The organism is Phytohabitans flavus (genome assembly GCF_011764545.1).
Lineage (GTDB): Bacteria > Actinomycetota > Actinomycetes > Mycobacteriales > Micromonosporaceae > Phytohabitans > Phytohabitans flavus.
Genome location: NZ_AP022870.1, coordinates 3275886 through 3292643, shown reverse-complemented (window position 1 = coordinate 3292643; position 16758 = coordinate 3275886). Strand labels below are relative to the sequence as shown.

Genomic DNA, 16758 nt, shown 5'->3' with positions numbered 1-16758 from the left:
CGGTTAGGACGCGTACCCGAGCGGCCCGAAGAGCGGTATGAACCCAAGGCCGATCAGCTGGATGCCGGTGATGTCCTTCGAGGCGGCGAAGCCGAGCACGCCCTGGTTGACGAACATCAGCGGGTTGTCCTTGTTCAGCTGTTCGAGGATTTTGCTCCAGGACTCCTTCTGCTTCGCCGCGTCCTGCGTCTCGTGCAGCTCGCGGATCGCGCTGTCCACAGTGGAGTTGCTCCAACCGGTGAAGTTGGACGGTGCGCCGGTGCCGAACTGGTTGACCCCGTCGGGCACCGCGTTCTGGGAGTAGAGGCCGTACTGCGTCATCTGGTAGTTGCCGGCCCGCATGCTGGCGAGCTGGTTGGCGCCGGGCTCACCCTTCACCGTCACCTTGACGTTCTGGTACGTCGACAGCTGCGCCTGGATGCCCTGTGCCGTGTTGACCGAGTCGGGGAAGTTCGACTGGAAGAGGAACTCGAACTCGACCGGCTTGCCTTTCCCGCGAGCTCGTCGAAGAGCTGCTGGGCCCGTTCCTTGTTCTGCGCGACGTAGTCGTTCTTGTTGTCGTGGAACGGGTTGCTATCGGGGAAGAAGTTCGTGACCGGCGGTGTGCCGGGCGCGAACACGTTCGCCGCGGTCGCCCGGTTGAGGGCGAGCACGACAGCCTCGCGGGCCGCCGGGTCGTCGAACGGCGCCTTCCTCGTGTTGAACAGGTACGAGCCGCCGCCGATGCTCTGGAAGCTGTAGTTGTTGAGGCCGGAGGTCTTCAGCTGGTCGATGATCTGCTGACCGCTGGCGAACATGACCTGCGCGGACCCGTTCTGAAGCGCGGCGATCTGCTGCGGGTACGAGCCGACGGCCTGGAAGGTGACGCTGTCCAGGTACGGCTGGTCCTTGGCGAACGAGGAGTAGTACGGGTTTCGCTCGACCTCCATGGACTGTCCGGGCGTGAGGCTCCGCAGCTTGAACGGTCCGGCACCGACCGGCTTGGTGCGAAACTCGGTGCCGAGCGCCTTCATCGCGGTCGGTGACCCGATGCAGCCGAAGGCGATCATGAACTGCTTGTCGAACTGCGCGTCGGCCGCTTCGAGGTCGATCTTCAGGGTCAGCGGGTCGACGACCGTGGTCTTCATGCCCTGCGCGACGAGCCGGAAGATCGAGCCCGTCGCCGGGTCGGCGGAACGCTCGATGTTGTACGCGATGGCCGCCGCGTCGAACGGCGTACCGTCGCTGAACTTGATGTCCGGGTTGAGCACAGCGGTCCAGCTCTTGAAGTCCGGCGACGGGGTGAAGGACTTGACGAAGCCGGGCCGCACCTTCGGGTCGCCGGCGAGCTGGTAGAGCGTGGCGCCGTAGATGGCGCTCATCGGGCCGGACTCGGTGAACGCGTTGAGCTGCTGGATCGCCGGATCGAAGCTCGAACCGACCGAGGCGACGACCATCGTCAGCGCGCCGCCCTTCTTGGGCGTGCCGTTCGGCAGCCCACCACCGGGGGCGGCGGACGAGTCACTCGACCCGTCGGGCCCTCCGGATCCGTCCGAGCCACAGGCACCGAGCGCCAGGGCCAAAACCGTCGCGCCGACCGCCGCGGCGACTCTCGCTGGACGGGACGCGGTGAGTGCGTTTCTCAGCACGGGCCACCTCCAGATCGTATAGGAAAATCTATACAGATTGGGACTGTACCAGTGCGTCGAGAAGAGTCAAGGGTGTCCAAGATGGACGACGGTGTCGGTCTATCGATCCGCGTGCTACGGCATCAGCGAGCGCCGATGGACTCGGTGTGGGGCACGAGGTCAGGGGCGGACTCGACCCGGCGGAAGGCTGGTCACGCCGGTAACACGCTCTTAGTATCACGTTGACACGGGCGCAACCGGCGATGCGGCCCCTGCGTAGCTTTGCCGGCGGTCCGGCGTATGTGGGTGCGTGCGGCGAGGCTACGGAGGGCAGATGATTCCGACCGACATGGCGGTGGAGGCACTGGCCGTGCTGGAGGAGAACGCCACGGCGCTGAGCGTGCCGCTACTGACGCCGGAGGACATCGCCCTGGCGCGCAAGCTCAACGCCGAGATGGCCGAATGCGTCCTAAGCGGGCGGGTCGACCGGTACGGCGAGCTTGGGCACGAACTGCACGAACTGCTCTATTCGCGCTGCCCCAACAGCCACCTGCTCGAGCTCGTCCGCTGCCAGGCGGCGCGCATCCGAGGCATCGCCCGAGACCATCCGGTCTACTCGGTCGACGCGGCGCAGGAGGCGGTACGCGAGCACTACGCCCTCTTCGACCTCATCGAGTCCCGTTCCATCACGCCGGCCGAGATCGCGCGCCAGGCCCGGGCGCACCGGCTGCGGACCGTGCGCACCATCCTCGACGACGTCGGGTCCCGCCTGGACGACTCGCTCGCCGACGACACCTGCCCGCTCCTCGTCGAGCACATCGCCGAGTCCGGCAGGTAGGGGAGTGGGCCGGGCCCGGACGGTCGCGACCGTCTCCGGCGATCGGCCCGTCGGGCGGCGCGAGCTGTACTGAGCGCCTTGACCCGGATCGCAGAACGTATATGATCTCGTATACCTGATGCCGCTTCCGGGGAGTGACCCATGACCGACGCCACCGACGTCGTCCGCGCGCACTACGGCCGCATGGCCTCCGGGGACGTACCGGGTGCGCTCGCCACGCTCTCGCCCGACGTGGAATGGGTCGAGGCGGCCGGCTTCCCGTACGCCGGTACGTATCACGGCCCGGAAGCGGTGGTGGAGAACGTCTTCGCGCGGATCGGCGCGGAGTGGGACGGGTTCAAGGTGGTCCCGGACGTGATCGTGGGTGACGGCGACGTCGTCGCGGCGCTCGGCTGGTACTCCGGCACCTACAAGGCGACCGGCAAGGCGTTCGAGGCCCGCTACGTGCACTGGTTCACCGTGACGGGCGGCCGGATCAGCCGGTTCGAGCAGGTCACCGACACGAGCGTGATCGCCGCGGCGCTGAGCTGATGAGCGGGCACAAGTCTGTCGATATCGGTGTCGGCAAGCCACTGCCGCTGGTCGGACTCGGTACCTGGAACGTGATCGGCGACGACGTGGGGCCCACGGTCCGGACCGCGCTGGAGGCGGGTTACCGGCACATCGACACCGCGTACGGCTACGAGAACGAGGCCGAGATCGGCCAGGCGCTCGAAGACTGCGGCGTCGACCGCGAGGAGGTCTTCCTGACCTCGAAGATCCCGCCCCGGCGGGTGGGCTTCGAGCGGGAGACCCTCGACGGCAGCCTGAAGAAGCTGCGTACCGACTACCTCGACCTCTGGCTGATCCACGCGCCGCCGCAGCCGGAGGAGTCCGTGCCGCTGTGGAGGTTCCTCGTCGCCGCGCGGGAGGAGGGAAAGGTCCGCGCGATCGGCGTGAGTAACTACAGCACCGCGCAGATCGACGAGCTCGTCGACGCCACCGGCGTCGTGCCGGCGGTCAACCAGATCAAGTGGACGCCGGAGCTCTTCGACCGGGAGCGGATGGCGCAGCTGCGCGAGCGCGGCATCGTCCTGGAAGGCTTCAGCGCGATCCGCCTCACCGACCACGACGACCCCACGCTGGCGAAGGTCGCGAACGCGCACTCGGTGACGCCGGCCCAGGTCCTGCTCCGCTGGCACGTCCAGCACGGCGTCGTGTGCCTGCCCCGGTCGGTACGCCCCGAGCGGATCCGGGAAAACATCGACATCTGGAACTTCGAGCTTAGCGCCGACGAGCTGCGGCTTGTCGACGCGATGAGCACGGTCGTCTGACCCTGCGCGCGTGAGGTGAGAGAGTGAACCCACCGGCTGGACTGCCCACGTCGATCCAGCACTACGTCGACGGCAAGCACGTCGACAGCCTCGACGGCGGCACGTTCCCCTCGCCGACCCGGTGAGCGACACCCCGTACGCGCAGGTGTCCGCGGGTACGGCCGCCGACGTCGACCGGGCCGTCCAGGCGGCCCACCGGGCGTTCACCGAGGGGGCGTGGGCCGGCGCGGCGCCGCGGGAGCGGGCGAAGGTGCTCACCCGCCTCGCCGACCTGATCGAGGAGTCGGCTGACCAGCTCGCCCGCTTCGAAACGTTCGACACCGGACTGCCGGTCACCCAGGCCCGCGGCCAGGCCGCCCGGGCGGCGGAGAACTTCCGCTACTTCGCCAGCCTGGTCGTCGGCATGCACGAGGACGCGTTCCGTACCGGCGACTCCCAGCTCGGGTACGTCGTCCGGCGCCCGGTCGGCGTCGCCGGGCTGATCACGCCGTGGAACACCCCGTTCATGCTCGAATCCTGGAAGCTCGCCCCGGCCCTGGCCTCGGGCTGCTCGGTCGTGCTCAAGCCCGCCGAGTGGACGCCGCTGTCGGCGAGCCTGCTCCCGGCGCTGACCGAACGCGCCGGGCTGCCGGGCGGCGTGTTCAACATCGTGCACGGCATCGGCGAGGTCGCCGGCGCCGCCCTCGTGGCCCACCCAGACGTACCGCGGATCTCGTTCACCGGCGAGACGACGACCGGGAAGATCATCATGCGTACCGCGGCGGACCACCTCAAGGGCCTCTCGATGGAGCTGGGCGGCAAGAGCCCTGTGGTGGTCTTCGCCGACGCGGACCTCGACGCCGCGCTCGACAGCGCGCTCTTCGGGGTCTTCTCGCTGAACGGCGAGCGGTGTACGGCCGGCTCGCGCATCCTTGTCGAACAGCCGGTCTACGAGCGGTTCGTCGAGCGTCTCGCCGAGCGCGCGGCGCGGGTCCAGGTCGGCGATCCCGCACTCGACACCACCGAGATCGGCGCGCTCGTGCATCCCGAGCACCTCGCGCGGGTCCGGGAGTACGTCGACATCGGCGTGGCGGAGGGCGCCCGGCTGGTGGCCGGTGGCGACCGCCCGGCCGGGCTGGAGTCGGGCAACTTCCTCGCCGCCACGGTCTTCGCCGACGTGACGCCACGGATGCGGATCTTCCAGGAGGAGATCTTCGGCCCGGTCGTCTGCGTCACGCCGTTCGCCGACGAGGCCGAGGCGGTGCGCCTGGCCAACGACACGCGGTACGGCCTGGCGGCGTACGTCTGGACCTCCGACCTGCGGCGCGGGCACCGGGTGGCGGGCGCGGTCGAGGCGGGCATGGTCTGGCTCAACTCGCACAACATCCGGGACCTGCGTACCCCGTTCGGCGGGACCAAGGCCAGCGGCGTGGGCCGCGAGGGCGGCGCGCACAGCATCGACTTCTACACCGAGTCCAAGATCGTCCATGTCGCCCTGGACGGTGTGCGGGTACCGCGCTTCGGCGCCGCCCAAGCCCACGGAGGGAACTGATGCGCTACACCAAGCTCGGGACCACCGGCCTCGACGTGTCGGTCGTCTGCTTCGGCTGCATGAGCTTCGGCACCCCGGAGCCTGGCCGAAACGCCTGGAAGGTGCCCGAGGAGCAGGCGCGAGACCTGGTACGCGCGGCCGTCGAGTCGGGGATCAACTTCTTCGACACCGCCAACATCTACGCCGGCGGGGAGAGCGAGCAGATCGTCGGGCGGGCGCTGCGCGAGTACACCAAGCGGGACGAGGTGGTGATCGCGACGAAGGTGCACGGCACCATGCGCCCGGGCCCGAACGGCGGCGGGCTCTCCCGCAAGGCGATCATGCAGGAGTTGGACGCGAGCCTGCGCCGCCTCGACACCGACTACGTCGACCTCTACCAGATCCACCGCTGGGACCCCAACACCCCGATCGAGGAGACGCTGCGGGCGCTCGACGACGTCGTACGCGCCGGCAAGGTCCGCTATGTCGGCGCCTCCTCGATGTACGCCTGGCAGTTCGCCAAGGCACTGCACCTCGCCGAGCGCAACGGCTGGCACAGGTTCGTCACGATGCAGAACCTGTACAACCTGATCTACCGCGAGGAGGAGCGCGAGATGGTGCCGCTCTGCGCGGACCAGGGCGTCGGCATGCTGCCGTGGAGCCCGCTCGCGCAGGGCAAGCTGGCCCGCGGGTGGGACGGGGCCACGCTGCGCCTGGACACCGACATCTTCGGCACCAAGCTCTTCCACGACATGGACAAGCCGGTGGTGGAGGCGACCGGCCGGGTCGCCGCGCGGCACGGCATACCGCCGGCACGGGTGGCGCTCGCCTGGCTGATGAGCAAGCCCCAGGTGACGGCACCGATCGTCGGCGTGACCAAGCCGCTCCACGTGACCGACGCGGTCGCCGCCGTCGACATCGTCCTTACCGCGGAAGACGTCGCCGAGCTCGAGGCGGACTACCTCCCGCACCCGATCTACGGCCACCGTTGACGGAGGTGCGCTGACATGGCGCTGAGTACGGAACTCTGGCGGCGGTACGGGCAGCTCGCCCCGGCCGACATCCCCCCGGCCGCCCGGCGGTGGGGGCAGCAGTCGATCCTCGACTGGTTCGGCTGCGTGCTGGCCGGCACCGGCGAGCCGCTGGCCCGGATCGTGCGGGACGAGCTCGGCGGCGGCTCCGGACCGGCGAGCCTGGTGGGCACCGGCGCGCGGGTGCCGGAGCAGATGGCCGCGCTGGTCAACGGCGCCACCGGCCACGCACTCGACTACGACGACACCAACAACGTCGGCGGCCTCCACACCGCCGCACCGACCGTGCCGGCGGCCCTGGCGGTGGCCGAGACGGAGGGCATGTCCGGCGCCGACCTGCTGGCCGCGGTCGTCATCGGCGTCGAGATCGGGTGCCGCTACGGCATCGCGATGGGGCTCCCGCACTATCAGAAGGGCTGGCACAGCACCAGCTCGATCGGTGTCTTCGCCGCGACGGCGGCGGCCTCCTGGCTGCTGCGCCTGGACGAGGAGCGGTTCGGGTACGCGATGGGGCTGGCCGCCTCGATGTCCGCCGGTGTGCAGGCCAACTTCGCCACTATGGCCAAGCCGTTCCACGCCGGTTGGGCGGCGCAGAGCGGGGTCGTGGCCGCGCGGCTGGGCCGGCGTGGGTACGTCGCCAACGCCGACGCCTTCGAGGCGACCGCCGGGCTCGTCGACGCCGCGGGCACCGGGGAGGTCGACCGCGAACGGCTCGACCTCGTACGCGACGAGTGGCTGGTGACGAGGACCCTGTTCAAGTACCACGCGGCCTGCCACGGTACGCACGCCGCGATCGAGTCGACCCGTGCTCTGATGGCGGGCCGGGACGCGGCCGACGTACGGAGCGTCCGGATCACCGTGCACCCGAACATCGCGCGGGTCTGCAAGGTGGCTTACCCGGCGACCGGGTTGCAGGCGAAGTTCAGCCTGCGCGCGGCGACCGCCATGACGATCCTCGGCGACGACACCACGAGCCCGGCGACGTTCAGCGACGAGCGGGTCGGCCGCGCCGACCTGCGCGAGCTGATGCGGCGCATCGACGTGGTCGAGGACGCGACGGCGGTAAACCCGACCTCGACTCTGGTGCGGCTGCAGACCGCGCGGGACAGCGTCGAGGCCGGGCACGACATCGGTATCCCGCGACCGACGTGGTGGCACAGGAGCGGCACCTGCGGGCGAAGTTCCAGGCGCTCGCCGGCCCGGTGATCGGCGAACGGTCGGCATCACTGGCCGACCAGCTCCTCGACCTCGCCGGTGTCGCGCGGGCCGGCCAGCTCCTGCGCTGAGCCACCGTGTTCCGGGCGTGATCGTTTTTGGACACGGATATCGCCAGACGGCGAAGCTATATGGTTTTATACAGGGGAAACGAAGATCCAAATGGGCGCCGGGCCCGGCTTAGCGGCACTTGACAGGCGACCCAGATCTTATACGATCTCATACATGAATCGAAGGTGTTCCGCTCAGACGGAATGCGCTGGCGATTCGCGGACCAACTATCGCGGGAGAAGTAGTGTCGCCGTGCGCGCCTACTGAATTCATTACGGGCGCCGCCGGCCTTGTCGAGCGACGGATGCCCCCACAGCCAGATGCGCATCGTGAGGAGGCAACGTGAACGCCGCGCGCTTCGTCGGCAAGAAGCTCGTCGACGCGGTCGTCATCCTCGTCCTCGTCACCGCCGGGACCGCCGGCCTGACAAGTCTCATCCCCGGCTCCCCGGCCGTGCTGATCCTCGGTGAGTTCGCCACGCCCGAGGCCATCGCGCAGCTCAACGCGGAGTACGGCTTCGACGACCCGTTCTGGGTCCGGTACTGGGACTGGCTCAAGGACGCGGTCCGCGGCGACCTCGGCGACTCGATCCAGACACAGCAGGCGGTGACCCAGACGCTCGCCGACCGCCTTCCGGTGACGCTCGAGATCGCCATACTCACGCTGGTGCTCTCGTTGCTCATCGCGGTGCCGCTGGCCCTTGTCTGCGCGGCCCGCGCCGACGGCCGGCTGGACCGGATCGTCACCAGCATCTCGTCCGGGCTCCAGTCGGTCCCGACGTTCGTCGGGTGCGTCGTGCTGGCCGAGCTCCTGTCGTACCAGCTCAAGATATTTCCGACGTTCGGCTGGGTGCCGATCTCGGAAGACTTCTTCGGGAGCCTCCACCACGCCGGCCTTGCCGTGATCGTGCTCGTGCTCAGCACCACGCCGCTCTTCCTGCGGGTGCTGCGCGCCGACCTCGTCACGGTGCTGCGCGAAGACTACGTGCTCGCGGCGCGGGCCCGCGGCATGTCGGACACGTACATCATGCTGCGCCACGCCCTGCGGCCGGCGTCGCTGTCGCTGTTCACCCTCACCGGGCTCGTCTTCGGCTACCTGGTCGGCGGCACCATCATCCTGGAGAACTTCTTCGCCCTGCCGGGCATCGGCCAGGCCGTCGGCACCGCCGTACAGGGCAAGGACCTGCCGGTCGTGCAGGGCGCGGTGGTCGTCATGGCGCTGACATATCTGGTACTGAACACACTTGTCGATCTTGGCCTGATGGTCATCGATCCGCGGTCTCGGGGGCACGATGACAGGCGTTCTGCCCGACTCGGGCGTCGAGGGCACCGGCGCCCAGCCGCGCTCGCGGCTCGCGGCGTACAACCCGCTCAACCCGGCATCGCGGCGGCGTCGCAAGCCCAAGTCGATCGCGGTCGTCCTCGCCGCGATCTGGGTCGCGGTCCTGCTGCTCACCGCGGTCACCGTGCAGTGGCTGCCGCTGCACGACTACACGACGATCGCCGGGCCGGTAAACCTGGCACCGCACCTGGGCACGGAGTTCCTCGGCACCGACAACATCGGCCGCAGCGTGCTGTCGCGCCTGGTGTTCGGCGCCCGGGTCTCCATCGTCATCAGCTTCCTCTCGACACTGCTCGCGTTGACCATCGGCGTCGCGCTCGGCCTGCTGTCGGTGTACTTCCGCGGCCGCGTCACCCGGGTCATCGACATCGTGGCGAACACCGTGCTTTCGGTGCCCTCGCTGCTGCTGCTGATGGCGATCGTGCTCGCGCTGCGGCCGACGCTGGTCAACCTGACATGCGCGCTGAGCCTCATCTTCATACCGACGTTCATGCGGCTCACCCGCGCCAACGCGCTCGCGCAGATGAGCCGGGAGTACGTCATCGCCGCCCAGGCGATGGGCAGTGGCGGCTTCCGGCTGATGATCCGCGAGGTGCTGCCCAACTCCATCCTGCCGTTGCTGTCGTACGCGGTCCTCGTGCTGCCGAGCATCATCGTGACGGAAGGCTCCCTCAGCTTCCTCGGCCTCGGCGTGCAACCGCCGACGCCGAGCTGGGGAGGGATGATCGCGGCCGCGCAGGCGACCCTCGCCGACTATCCGTGGCCCGCACTGATGCCCTGCATCGTGCTGTTCCTGACGGTCTACGCGCTCAACACACTTGGCGATGCGTTGCGCATCAAGCTCGATGTCCGCGAAGCGAACATCTGACAGGAGAACGAGATCCATGGAGACTGTGCTCGAGGTCGAGAACCTCAGCTGTTCCATCGATACCGCTGACGGCCCGGTGAAGCTCGTCGACAACGTCTCGTTCGCCGTCCGCCGCGGGGAGACACTCGGCGTGGTAGGCGAGTCCGGCTCGGGCAAGACAATGCTCGTACGGACCATCATGGGCATCAGCCCGAAGGCCGCGACGGTCAGCGGGCGAGTGGTGCTCGACGGGGTCGACGTGCTGACGCTGCCGAAGAAGGAGCGGCGCCGGCGGCTGGGTGCCGGCATCGGCATGGTGTTCCAGAACCCGATGACGTCGCTCAACCCGGTGGTCCCGGTCGGCCGCCAGATCACCGAAGGGTTGCGCTACCACCGGGGGATCGGCCGCCAAGAGGCGCGGGCCCGGGCGCTGGAGCTGCTGGAGCTGGTCGGGATCTCCGAGCCGGCCGCGCGCCTCAAGCAGTACCCGTACCAGCTCTCCGGCGGCATGCGGCAGCGCGTGATGATCGCCGCGGCGCTGGCCTGCGACCCGGACGTGCTGATCGCCGACGAGGCGACGACGGCGCTGGACGTGACGGTGCAGAAGCAGATCCTCGACCTCATCAAGGAAATCCAGACGAGCCGCAACATGTCCGCGATCATCATCAGCCACGACCTCGGCGTCGTCGCCGGCCGCACCGACCAGCTCGCCGTCATGTACGCCAGCCAGGTGGTGGAGACCGGTGCGACGGCCGACGTCTTCCGCAAGCACCGCCACCAGTACACGTCGGCGCTGCTGCGCTCGATCCCGGACATCGAGGCGGAGATCCACACGAAGCTGGCCACGATCCCGGGCAGCCCGCGGCGCAACACGCCGGACGTGGTCGGCTGCCGGTTCGCACCGCGCTGCGCGGCGGCCACCGAGAAGTGCCACGAAGACGACCCGGCGCCGGAGTTCAGCGAGGGCTCGGCCGAGCACTGGTACCGGTGCCACTGGCCGACGCCGTTGCCGGACGGGTCGACCGGGATGCGGCTGGCGAAGGCGGGGCGGGAATGAGCACGGCCGTGGCGCCGATGTCCGATGTGGACACGACGAGCGCGAAACCACTGTTGACTGTGGACAACCTCGTGCTGCGCTACCCGGTGCGGGGCGGCTACCTGGAGGCCGTGTCCGACGTTTCGTTCCAGGTCGCGCGCGGCGAGACGCTTGGCCTGGTGGGGGAGTCCGGCTGCGGGAAGTCGTCCACCGGACGCGCGGTGATGCATCTGCCGCCGCCCACCTCGGGCAACGTGACGCTCGGCGGGCAGCGGCTGACCGGGCTGCCCCGCAACGAGCTGCGCGCCGCGCGCCGCCGGATGCAGCTGATCTTCCAGGACCCGGTCTCCGCCCTGAACCCACGCCGGCGGGTCCGGGACATCGTCGCCGAAGGGCTCACGATCGCGGGCGTGGCGCGCGAGGCGGCTCAGGAAAAGGTCACCGAGATGCTCCGCCTGGTCGGCATGGACATCGACATCGTCGGTGAACGCCGGCCGCACCAGCTCTCCGGCGGGCAGTGCCAGCGGGTGGCCATCGCGCGGGCACTCGTCCTCCAGCCGGAGCTGCTTGTCTGCGACGAGCCGGTGGCGTCGCTCGACGTCTCGATCCAGGGTCAGGTGCTCAACCTCCTGGAGGACATGCGCACCGAGCTCGGCCTGTCGATGCTGTTCATCTCGCACGACCTGTCGGTGGTGCACAACATCTCCGACCGGATCGCCGTGATGTACCTCGGCAAGCTTGTCGAGATGGCGCCGTCCGACACGGTGACCCGCAAGCCGGCGCACCCGTACACACGCGCTCTGCTCGACGCCGTCCCGTCGCACCGGGACACGGAGGACCACGGCACCACGCTCCGGGGCGAGATCCCGTCGCCGATGAACCCGCCGAGCGGCTGCCGGTTCCGCACCAGGTGCCCAATCGCGCAGGACAAGTGCGCGACTGTCGTACCTGAACTCCGCGAGATCGCGCCCGGGCAGCGGGTCGCGTGCCACTTTCCCCTGCACGGTGACCATGACGCCGCCGCGTGACGCCGCGGGCTCGCTCGACGGCATCCGGGTCATCGAATTCGCGGACGAGCAGGCCGAGTACGCCGGCCTGCTGCTCGCCGGCATGGGTGCGGAGGTCGTCAAGGTCGAACCGCCCGAGGGCAGCGCGACCCGGCGGATCGGCCCGTACTACGAGGACGTCCCCGGCCCCGAGCGGTCGCTGTACTTCTGGCACTACAACCGGGGCAAGCGTTCGGTCGTCGCGGACCTGTCCCAGGAGCCGGACCGGGCTCGGCTGGCCGAGCTGATGGCGGGCGCGGACATCGTGCTCGACTCGACGCCCCTCGGCCAGCTCGCCGGCGCCGGGCTCGGGTACGACGACATGTCCCGGCGCAACCCCGGCCTGATCTACGCGCGGGTGAGCCCGTTCGGCGACAGTGGACCGTGGGCCGACTACAAAGGATCGGACCTCGTACATCTCGCGCTCGGTGGCGAGATGTCGAACTGCGGCTACGACCCCCAGCCCGACGGCACGTACGACACGCCGCCGATCGCCCCGCAGATGTGGCAGGCGTACCACATCGCCGGCGAGCAGGTGGTGATGGGCATCCTCGCCGCCCTGTACCACCGTGGACAGTCCGGCGCCGGCCAGTACCTGTCCTGCGCGGTGCACGAGGCCGCGGCGAAGAACACCGAGCTCGACCTGATGAGCTGGGTCATGCGGCGGGTGCCGCTCTACCGGCAGACCTGCCGGCACGCGATGGAGGTGGTGACCCTCGCGCCCACGATCAGCCAGACGAAGGACGGGCGCTGGTTCATCGGCGTTGTCGCGGGCGGCAAGGACGAGCAGAACCTCGCCGCGTTCATGAAACGGCTGGGGATGGAGTACCCGCTCAATGTCGACGAGGACACGAGCACGCAGCCGAGGGCGATCCCGGGCAGCAGCACCGGCGGGCTCCAGGAGGCGGCCCGGCCACTGGAGATCTTCCAGCGGGTGACCCGCAAGTACACCTGGCGCTCCTTTCCATGGGAGATGGCGCAGGAGGCGGGGCTCTTCTGCGCCCCGCTGCGCCGCCCGGAGGAGAACGTCGCGGACCCGCACTGGCAGCGCCGGGGCACCTACGCCGAGGTGGAGCACCCGGAGCACGGCCGGTCGTTCACGTACCCGGTCAGCAAGTGGCTCTCCACCGAGACCGAGTGGGTGGCCGGGCGGCGGGCACCGCTGCTCGGCGAGGACACCGCGACGGTCCTGCCCCGCCCGCCGGCGACCGCCACGCCCAGCGCCCGTACCGCACCGCGCGAGCGGCTCGCGGGTCGCTCGGCCAAGCAGGACAAGCCGTTCGCGCTCGACGACGTGCGGATCCTCGACTTCTCCTGGTTTCTCGCGTCGGCAGGTGGCACCCGCTTCCTCTCCGCGTTCGGCGCCCAGTGCATCAAGGTCGAGTGGGCCGCCCACCCGGACACCCGGATGGGCGCGATGGCACCGGTCGGCGGCCGTGCCGCGCGGGAGAAGGCGCGCGGCCCGCTGCCCGGCGTGACCGACCCGGACATGGGCGGCCAGTTCAACAACAAGAACGCCGGCAAGCTCGGCATCTCGCTGAACGTGCGCCACCCCGAAGGGCTGGCCATCGCACGGCGGCTCGTACAGCTCTCCGACGTCGTCGCCGAGGGCTTCTCGCCGGGCGTGATGCAGCGCTGGGGCCTCGGCTACGAGCAGCTGCGCGAGCTACGCCCCGACGTCATCTACGCCCAGCAGTCCGGGATGGGGGCGCACGGCACGTACGGCCGCTTCCGCGCGATCGGGCCGGTGGCTGCGGCGCTGGCCGGCACCGCGGAGATGTCCGGCCTGCCCGACCCGGCGATGCCGGCCGGCTGGGGATACTCCTATTTGGACTGGATCGGCGCGTACAGCTTCGCCAGCGCGATCCTCGCCGCGCTCGTCCACCGGCAGGTGACCGGGCGCGGGCAGTGGATCGACGCTTCGCAGACCGAGGCGGGCATCTTCGTCGGCGGCACGTCGGTGCTCGACTGGTCGGCCAACGGCCGCGCGTGGTCGCGCATCGGCAACCGTTCGCCGTACAAGCCGGCCGCGCCGCACGGCGCCTACCGGTGCGCGGGCGGCGACAACTGGATCGCTGTCGCCTGCTTCACCGAGGCCGAGTGGCAGGCCCTCGCCCGCGTCGCCGGCCGGCCGGAGTGGCTTGCCGACCCCCGCTTCGCGACGCTCGCCGACCGCCTCGCCCACCAGGACGAGCTGGACGACCTCGTCACCGCGTGGACCGCCGGCGAGGACCGGTACGACGTGATGCACCGGCTCCAGCGCGCGGGCGTCGCGGCCGGCGTCTGCCAGGACGCGGGGGACCGGTACGACACCGACCCGCAGCTCGCGCACCTGGAATGGCTCACCGAGGTGACCGGCAGCAAGATCGGCCGCTGGCCGGTGGCCGAGGTGCCGGTGAAGCTCGACACCACGCCGGCGTACATCGGGGGCCGACCGGACCGCGGGGCGCCGGCGTACGGCGAGGACAACGAGTACGTGTACGGCGAACTGCTGGGCATGTCGACCAAGCAGATCGCCGCATTGGCCGAAGACAACGTGATCTGACCGGAGGGGTACTTTTCGTGGAGCAGGATCTCGCGTCGAAGACCGCGCTCGTGACGGGCTCGGGGCGCAACATCGGGCGGGCGGTGGCGCTTGAGTTCGCCGCCCGTGGGGCGAACGTCATCGTCAACTCGCGCACCAACCGGGAAGAGGTCGACGCGGTCGCCAAGGAGGCGCGCGACCTGGGCGTCGGAGTCATCGCCGCCGTCGGCGACATCTCCCAGCAGGAGACGATCGACGAGATCGCCGCGCAGGCCAAGGAGCAGTTCGGCGGCGTCGACATCTACGTCAGCAACGCGGCCATCCGCCCGTTCCAGTCGTTCTTCGACCTCACAGTGGACGATTGGCTGTCGGTGCTCAACACGCAGCTCAACGCCTCGTTCCGGCTGGCGAAGACGTTCGTGCCGGGGATGGTCGAGAAGAAGTGGGGCCGCATCATCCACATCACCGGCCCGGACGCCTTCCTCGGGCTGTCCCACCGCGCGCACAACGTGACCGCCAAGGGCGGCCTGCGGGCGCTCACCAAGAGCCTGGCGATCGAGCTCGGCCCGTTCGGGATCACCGTCAACGACGTCGCACCGGGCGCCATCGACACCATCAAGAACGACGCGTCGCACCCGCACGTCACCAAGCTCGGCGCACCGGACGAGAACCACCGCGGCGAGGTGATCGGCCGGATTCCGGTCGGGCGCCTCGGCACGCCGGAGGACCTGGCGTACGCGTGCGGCTTCCTCGCCTCGCCCCGCGCCGGGTTCATCACCGGCACGGTGCTCCCGGTCTTCGGCGCCCAGTGGAACGTCGGCTGAGGCAGCACCCCATGGATGTCGCCGGCAAGGTGGCGATCGTCGGGATAGGACACACGGTTCAGGGCGAGCTGCCGGGCCGATCCGTCGAGGAGAACGCGGTCGACGCCATCGTGGCCGCGCTCGCCGACGCCGGCCTGGCGAAGGAAGACGTGGACGGGCTCATCGCCTGCAAGTCCGCGCAGGGGCTGGGAAACGACGTGGCGGTGGGTGAGCTGCTCGGCGTCAACCCGCCGTACGCCCAGTGCCTCGACTACGGCACCTGCAACTTCTCGCTGCACCTCGCGGTGATGGCGATCCTGTCCGGGATGGCCGAGACGATCGTGATGTCGTACGGTGCCAACGCCCGCACCGGCAAGGTGGACTTCGGCGCGCCGCTCGGCGGCGTCGACCTCGCCACCGCCTCAGGGCTCGTGCACATCGCCGGGCCGGCAGCACTGGCGCTGCAACGGCACAAGTACCTGTACGGCACCACGGACGAGCAGTTCGGCTGGATCGCCGTCGGGCAGCGGGAGTGGGCAGGGCGCAACCCTAACGCCATCTTCCGCAAGCCGCTGTCGATGGCCGACTACCTCGCCACGCCGTACCTCGTGGAGCCGCTGCGCCGCCCGGACGTCACGATGATCTCCGACGGCGGCGTGGCGGTGGTGGTGACCACGGCCGAGCGCGCCCGCGACATGCCGCACACGCCGGTGTACGTCTCCGGCATCGCCGAGCAGTCCGGCGTTCGCGGCGCGTACAACCCAGACAACCTGCTGCGGCCGTGGCTGCGGGACGCCGCACGGTCGATCTGGACCAAGACGGGCCTGAGTACCTCGGACATCGACGTCCTCTACATCCAGGACCCGACGGCGGTCTGGAGCCTGCAGATGCTCGAGTACTACGGCTTCTGCGGCATCGGCGAGGCCGGCCCGTTCCTCGCCGAGGGGCACACCCGGCCGGGCGGGCGGCTGCCGCTGAACACCCACGGCGGCCAGCTGTCGGAGAGCTACGCATGGGGGTGGATGCACATGGTGGAGGCGGTACGCCAGCTGCGCGGCGACGCCGGCGAGCGGCAGGTCGACGGTGCGGGAGTGGCGATGTACTGCTCCAGCCAGGCGTTCTCCAAGGCGGCCGCGTCGATCCTCTCGACCGATCCGGCGGTGGCGGCATGAGCGCGCTACTGCCCGATGTGGACGATCCGGTCGCAGGCCCGTTCTGGGCAGCCGCGCGGGAGGGGCGCATCGCCGTGCAGCGTTGCCTGACGTGTGGCCGGCTGCGCTACCCGCCGCTCGTCGGGTGCCCGGACTGCCTCGGCCGTACGTACGAGTGGCGGGACCTGCGCCCGACCGGCACGGTCTGGAGCTTCGCCGTGTACCACCGCGCCCTGCATGCCGCGTTCAACGGACAGACGCCATACACGGTGGCGGTGGTGGAGCTCGACGACGGGCCGCGGATCACCGGCCGAGTCCTGCCGGGCGCGCAGCCGGTGGTCGTCGGCGACCGGGTGCGGGCCAGCTTCGAGTCGGTCACCGACGAGGTGACCCTCATCCAGTGGCAGTTGCTGTGACGGCGTCCGGGCGGGGCCCGGTGCACACC

Annotated in this window: 16 protein-coding genes and 1 pseudogene; 15 read left to right on the top strand and 2 right to left on the bottom strand. The window is 69.8% G+C overall.

Annotated elements, in window-relative coordinates:
- Nucleotides 1–3: 3 nt before the first annotated feature.
- Both Pflav_RS14380 and Pflav_RS14375 read right to left on the bottom strand, forming a co-directional pair.
- On the bottom strand, nucleotides 4–384 hold the full coding sequence (locus Pflav_RS14380; protein WP_232071400.1) for a periplasmic substrate-binding domain-containing protein: 381 nt from the start codon (nucleotides 382–384) through the stop codon (nucleotides 4–6).
- Complete coding sequence (locus Pflav_RS14375) at nucleotides 381–1628, bottom strand: ABC transporter substrate-binding protein (RefSeq protein WP_173036622.1); 1248 nt, start codon at nucleotides 1626–1628, stop codon at nucleotides 381–383. Before Pflav_RS14375 ends, Pflav_RS14380 begins: the two co-directional genes overlap by 4 nt.
- A 313-nt stretch (nucleotides 1629–1941) precedes the next feature.
- Between Pflav_RS14375 and Pflav_RS14370 the strand changes: the two genes are divergently transcribed.
- The 15 genes and pseudogenes from Pflav_RS14370 to Pflav_RS14305 all read left to right on the top strand — a co-directional run bounded on the left by Pflav_RS14370 (nucleotide 1942) and on the right by Pflav_RS14305 (nucleotide 16729).
- Nucleotides 1942–2445: an FCD domain-containing protein gene (locus Pflav_RS14370; RefSeq protein WP_173036621.1), complete on the top strand. Its 504-nt coding sequence runs from the start codon at nucleotides 1942–1944 to the stop codon at nucleotides 2443–2445.
- Nucleotides 2446–2586: 141 nt separating this feature from the next.
- Entirely contained in the window at nucleotides 2587–2976 is a 390-nt protein-coding gene (locus Pflav_RS14365) for a nuclear transport factor 2 family protein (RefSeq protein ID WP_173036620.1), read from the top strand.
- On the top strand, nucleotides 2976–3758 hold the full coding sequence (locus Pflav_RS14360) for an aldo/keto reductase (RefSeq protein ID WP_173036619.1): 783 nt from the start codon (nucleotides 2976–2978) through the stop codon (nucleotides 3756–3758). Before Pflav_RS14365 ends, Pflav_RS14360 begins: the two co-directional genes overlap by 1 nt.
- Nucleotides 3759–3879: 121 nt before the next feature.
- Nucleotides 3880–5289, top strand: a complete 1410-nt coding sequence (gene hpaE, locus Pflav_RS14355; RefSeq protein WP_232071398.1) for a 5-carboxymethyl-2-hydroxymuconate semialdehyde dehydrogenase — start codon at nucleotides 3880–3882, stop codon at nucleotides 5287–5289.
- Nucleotides 5289–6260, top strand: a complete 972-nt coding sequence (locus tag Pflav_RS14350; RefSeq protein WP_173036618.1) for an aldo/keto reductase — start codon at nucleotides 5289–5291, stop codon at nucleotides 6258–6260. The genes hpaE and Pflav_RS14350 overlap by 1 nt, the downstream gene beginning before the upstream one ends.
- A gap of 15 nt (nucleotides 6261–6275) precedes the next feature.
- Nucleotides 6276–7505 carry an MmgE/PrpD family protein gene (locus Pflav_RS14345; protein ID WP_173036617.1) on the top strand — a complete coding sequence of 410 codons (1230 nt, stop codon included), beginning with the start codon at nucleotides 6276–6278 and terminating at the stop codon, nucleotides 7503–7505.
- Entirely contained in the window at nucleotides 7448–7585 is a 138-nt protein-coding gene (locus tag Pflav_RS45490; RefSeq protein WP_232071396.1) for a hypothetical protein, read from the top strand. Before Pflav_RS14345 ends, Pflav_RS45490 begins: the two co-directional genes overlap by 58 nt.
- Before the next feature lie 322 nt (nucleotides 7586–7907).
- Nucleotides 7908–8789 (top strand): annotated as a pseudogene (locus Pflav_RS48695) (ABC transporter permease); the annotation flags it as partial.
- Nucleotides 8790–8856: 67 nt separating this feature from the next.
- Nucleotides 8857–9774, top strand: a complete 918-nt coding sequence (locus Pflav_RS14335) for an ABC transporter permease (protein WP_173036616.1) — start codon at nucleotides 8857–8859, stop codon at nucleotides 9772–9774.
- Nucleotides 9775–9790: 16 nt separating this feature from the next.
- Nucleotides 9791–10810 carry an ABC transporter ATP-binding protein gene (locus tag Pflav_RS14330; protein ID WP_197938484.1) on the top strand — a complete coding sequence of 340 codons (1020 nt, stop codon included), beginning with the start codon at nucleotides 9791–9793 and terminating at the stop codon, nucleotides 10808–10810.
- The gene (locus Pflav_RS14325) at nucleotides 10807–11817 is read left to right on the top strand and encodes an ABC transporter ATP-binding protein (RefSeq protein WP_232071392.1); all 1011 of its coding nucleotides are present in this window, start codon (nucleotides 10807–10809) and stop codon (nucleotides 11815–11817) included. The genes Pflav_RS14330 and Pflav_RS14325 overlap by 4 nt, the downstream gene beginning before the upstream one ends.
- Nucleotides 11801–14380 (top strand): CaiB/BaiF CoA transferase family protein, encoded by a 2580-nt coding sequence (locus Pflav_RS14320; protein ID WP_173036614.1) that lies wholly within the window; start codon nucleotides 11801–11803, stop codon nucleotides 14378–14380. The genes Pflav_RS14325 and Pflav_RS14320 overlap by 17 nt, the downstream gene beginning before the upstream one ends.
- A gap of 17 nt (nucleotides 14381–14397) precedes the next feature.
- Nucleotides 14398–15183: an SDR family NAD(P)-dependent oxidoreductase gene (locus Pflav_RS14315; RefSeq protein ID WP_173036613.1), complete on the top strand. Its 786-nt coding sequence runs from the start codon at nucleotides 14398–14400 to the stop codon at nucleotides 15181–15183.
- Between the two features lie 11 nt (nucleotides 15184–15194).
- Nucleotides 15195–16334 carry a thiolase C-terminal domain-containing protein gene (locus Pflav_RS14310; protein ID WP_173036612.1) on the top strand — a complete coding sequence of 380 codons (1140 nt, stop codon included), beginning with the start codon at nucleotides 15195–15197 and terminating at the stop codon, nucleotides 16332–16334.
- Nucleotides 16331–16729, top strand: a complete 399-nt coding sequence (locus Pflav_RS14305) for a Zn-ribbon domain-containing OB-fold protein (protein ID WP_173036611.1) — start codon at nucleotides 16331–16333, stop codon at nucleotides 16727–16729. Before Pflav_RS14310 ends, Pflav_RS14305 begins: the two co-directional genes overlap by 4 nt.
- The last annotated feature ends 29 nt before the right edge of the window (nucleotides 16730–16758 follow it).

Bases quoted from the DNA above. Each gene is read 5' to 3' on its own strand.
- Pflav_RS14370 (WP_173036621.1), top strand. From the start codon at position 1,942: ATGATTCCGACCGACATGGCGGTGGAGGCACTGGCCGTGCTGGAGGAG.
- Pflav_RS14365 (WP_173036620.1), top strand. From the start codon at position 2,587: ATGACCGACGCCACCGACGTCGTCCGCGCGCACTACGGCCGCATGGCC.
- Pflav_RS14360 (WP_173036619.1), top strand. From the start codon at position 2,976: ATGAGCGGGCACAAGTCTGTCGATATCGGTGTCGGCAAGCCACTGCCG.
- Pflav_RS14350 (WP_173036618.1), top strand. From the start codon at position 5,289: ATGCGCTACACCAAGCTCGGGACCACCGGCCTCGACGTGTCGGTCGTC.
- Pflav_RS14345 (WP_173036617.1), top strand. From the start codon at position 6,276: ATGGCGCTGAGTACGGAACTCTGGCGGCGGTACGGGCAGCTCGCCCCG.
- Pflav_RS14335 (WP_173036616.1), top strand. From the start codon at position 8,857: ATGACAGGCGTTCTGCCCGACTCGGGCGTCGAGGGCACCGGCGCCCAG.
- Pflav_RS14330 (WP_197938484.1), top strand. From the start codon at position 9,791: ATGGAGACTGTGCTCGAGGTCGAGAACCTCAGCTGTTCCATCGATACC.
- Pflav_RS14325 (WP_232071392.1), top strand. From the start codon at position 10,807: ATGAGCACGGCCGTGGCGCCGATGTCCGATGTGGACACGACGAGCGCG.
- Pflav_RS14320 (WP_173036614.1), top strand. From the start codon at position 11,801: ATGACGCCGCCGCGTGACGCCGCGGGCTCGCTCGACGGCATCCGGGTC.
- Pflav_RS14310 (WP_173036612.1), top strand. From the start codon at position 15,195: ATGGATGTCGCCGGCAAGGTGGCGATCGTCGGGATAGGACACACGGTT.
- Pflav_RS14305 (WP_173036611.1), top strand. From the start codon at position 16,331: ATGAGCGCGCTACTGCCCGATGTGGACGATCCGGTCGCAGGCCCGTTC.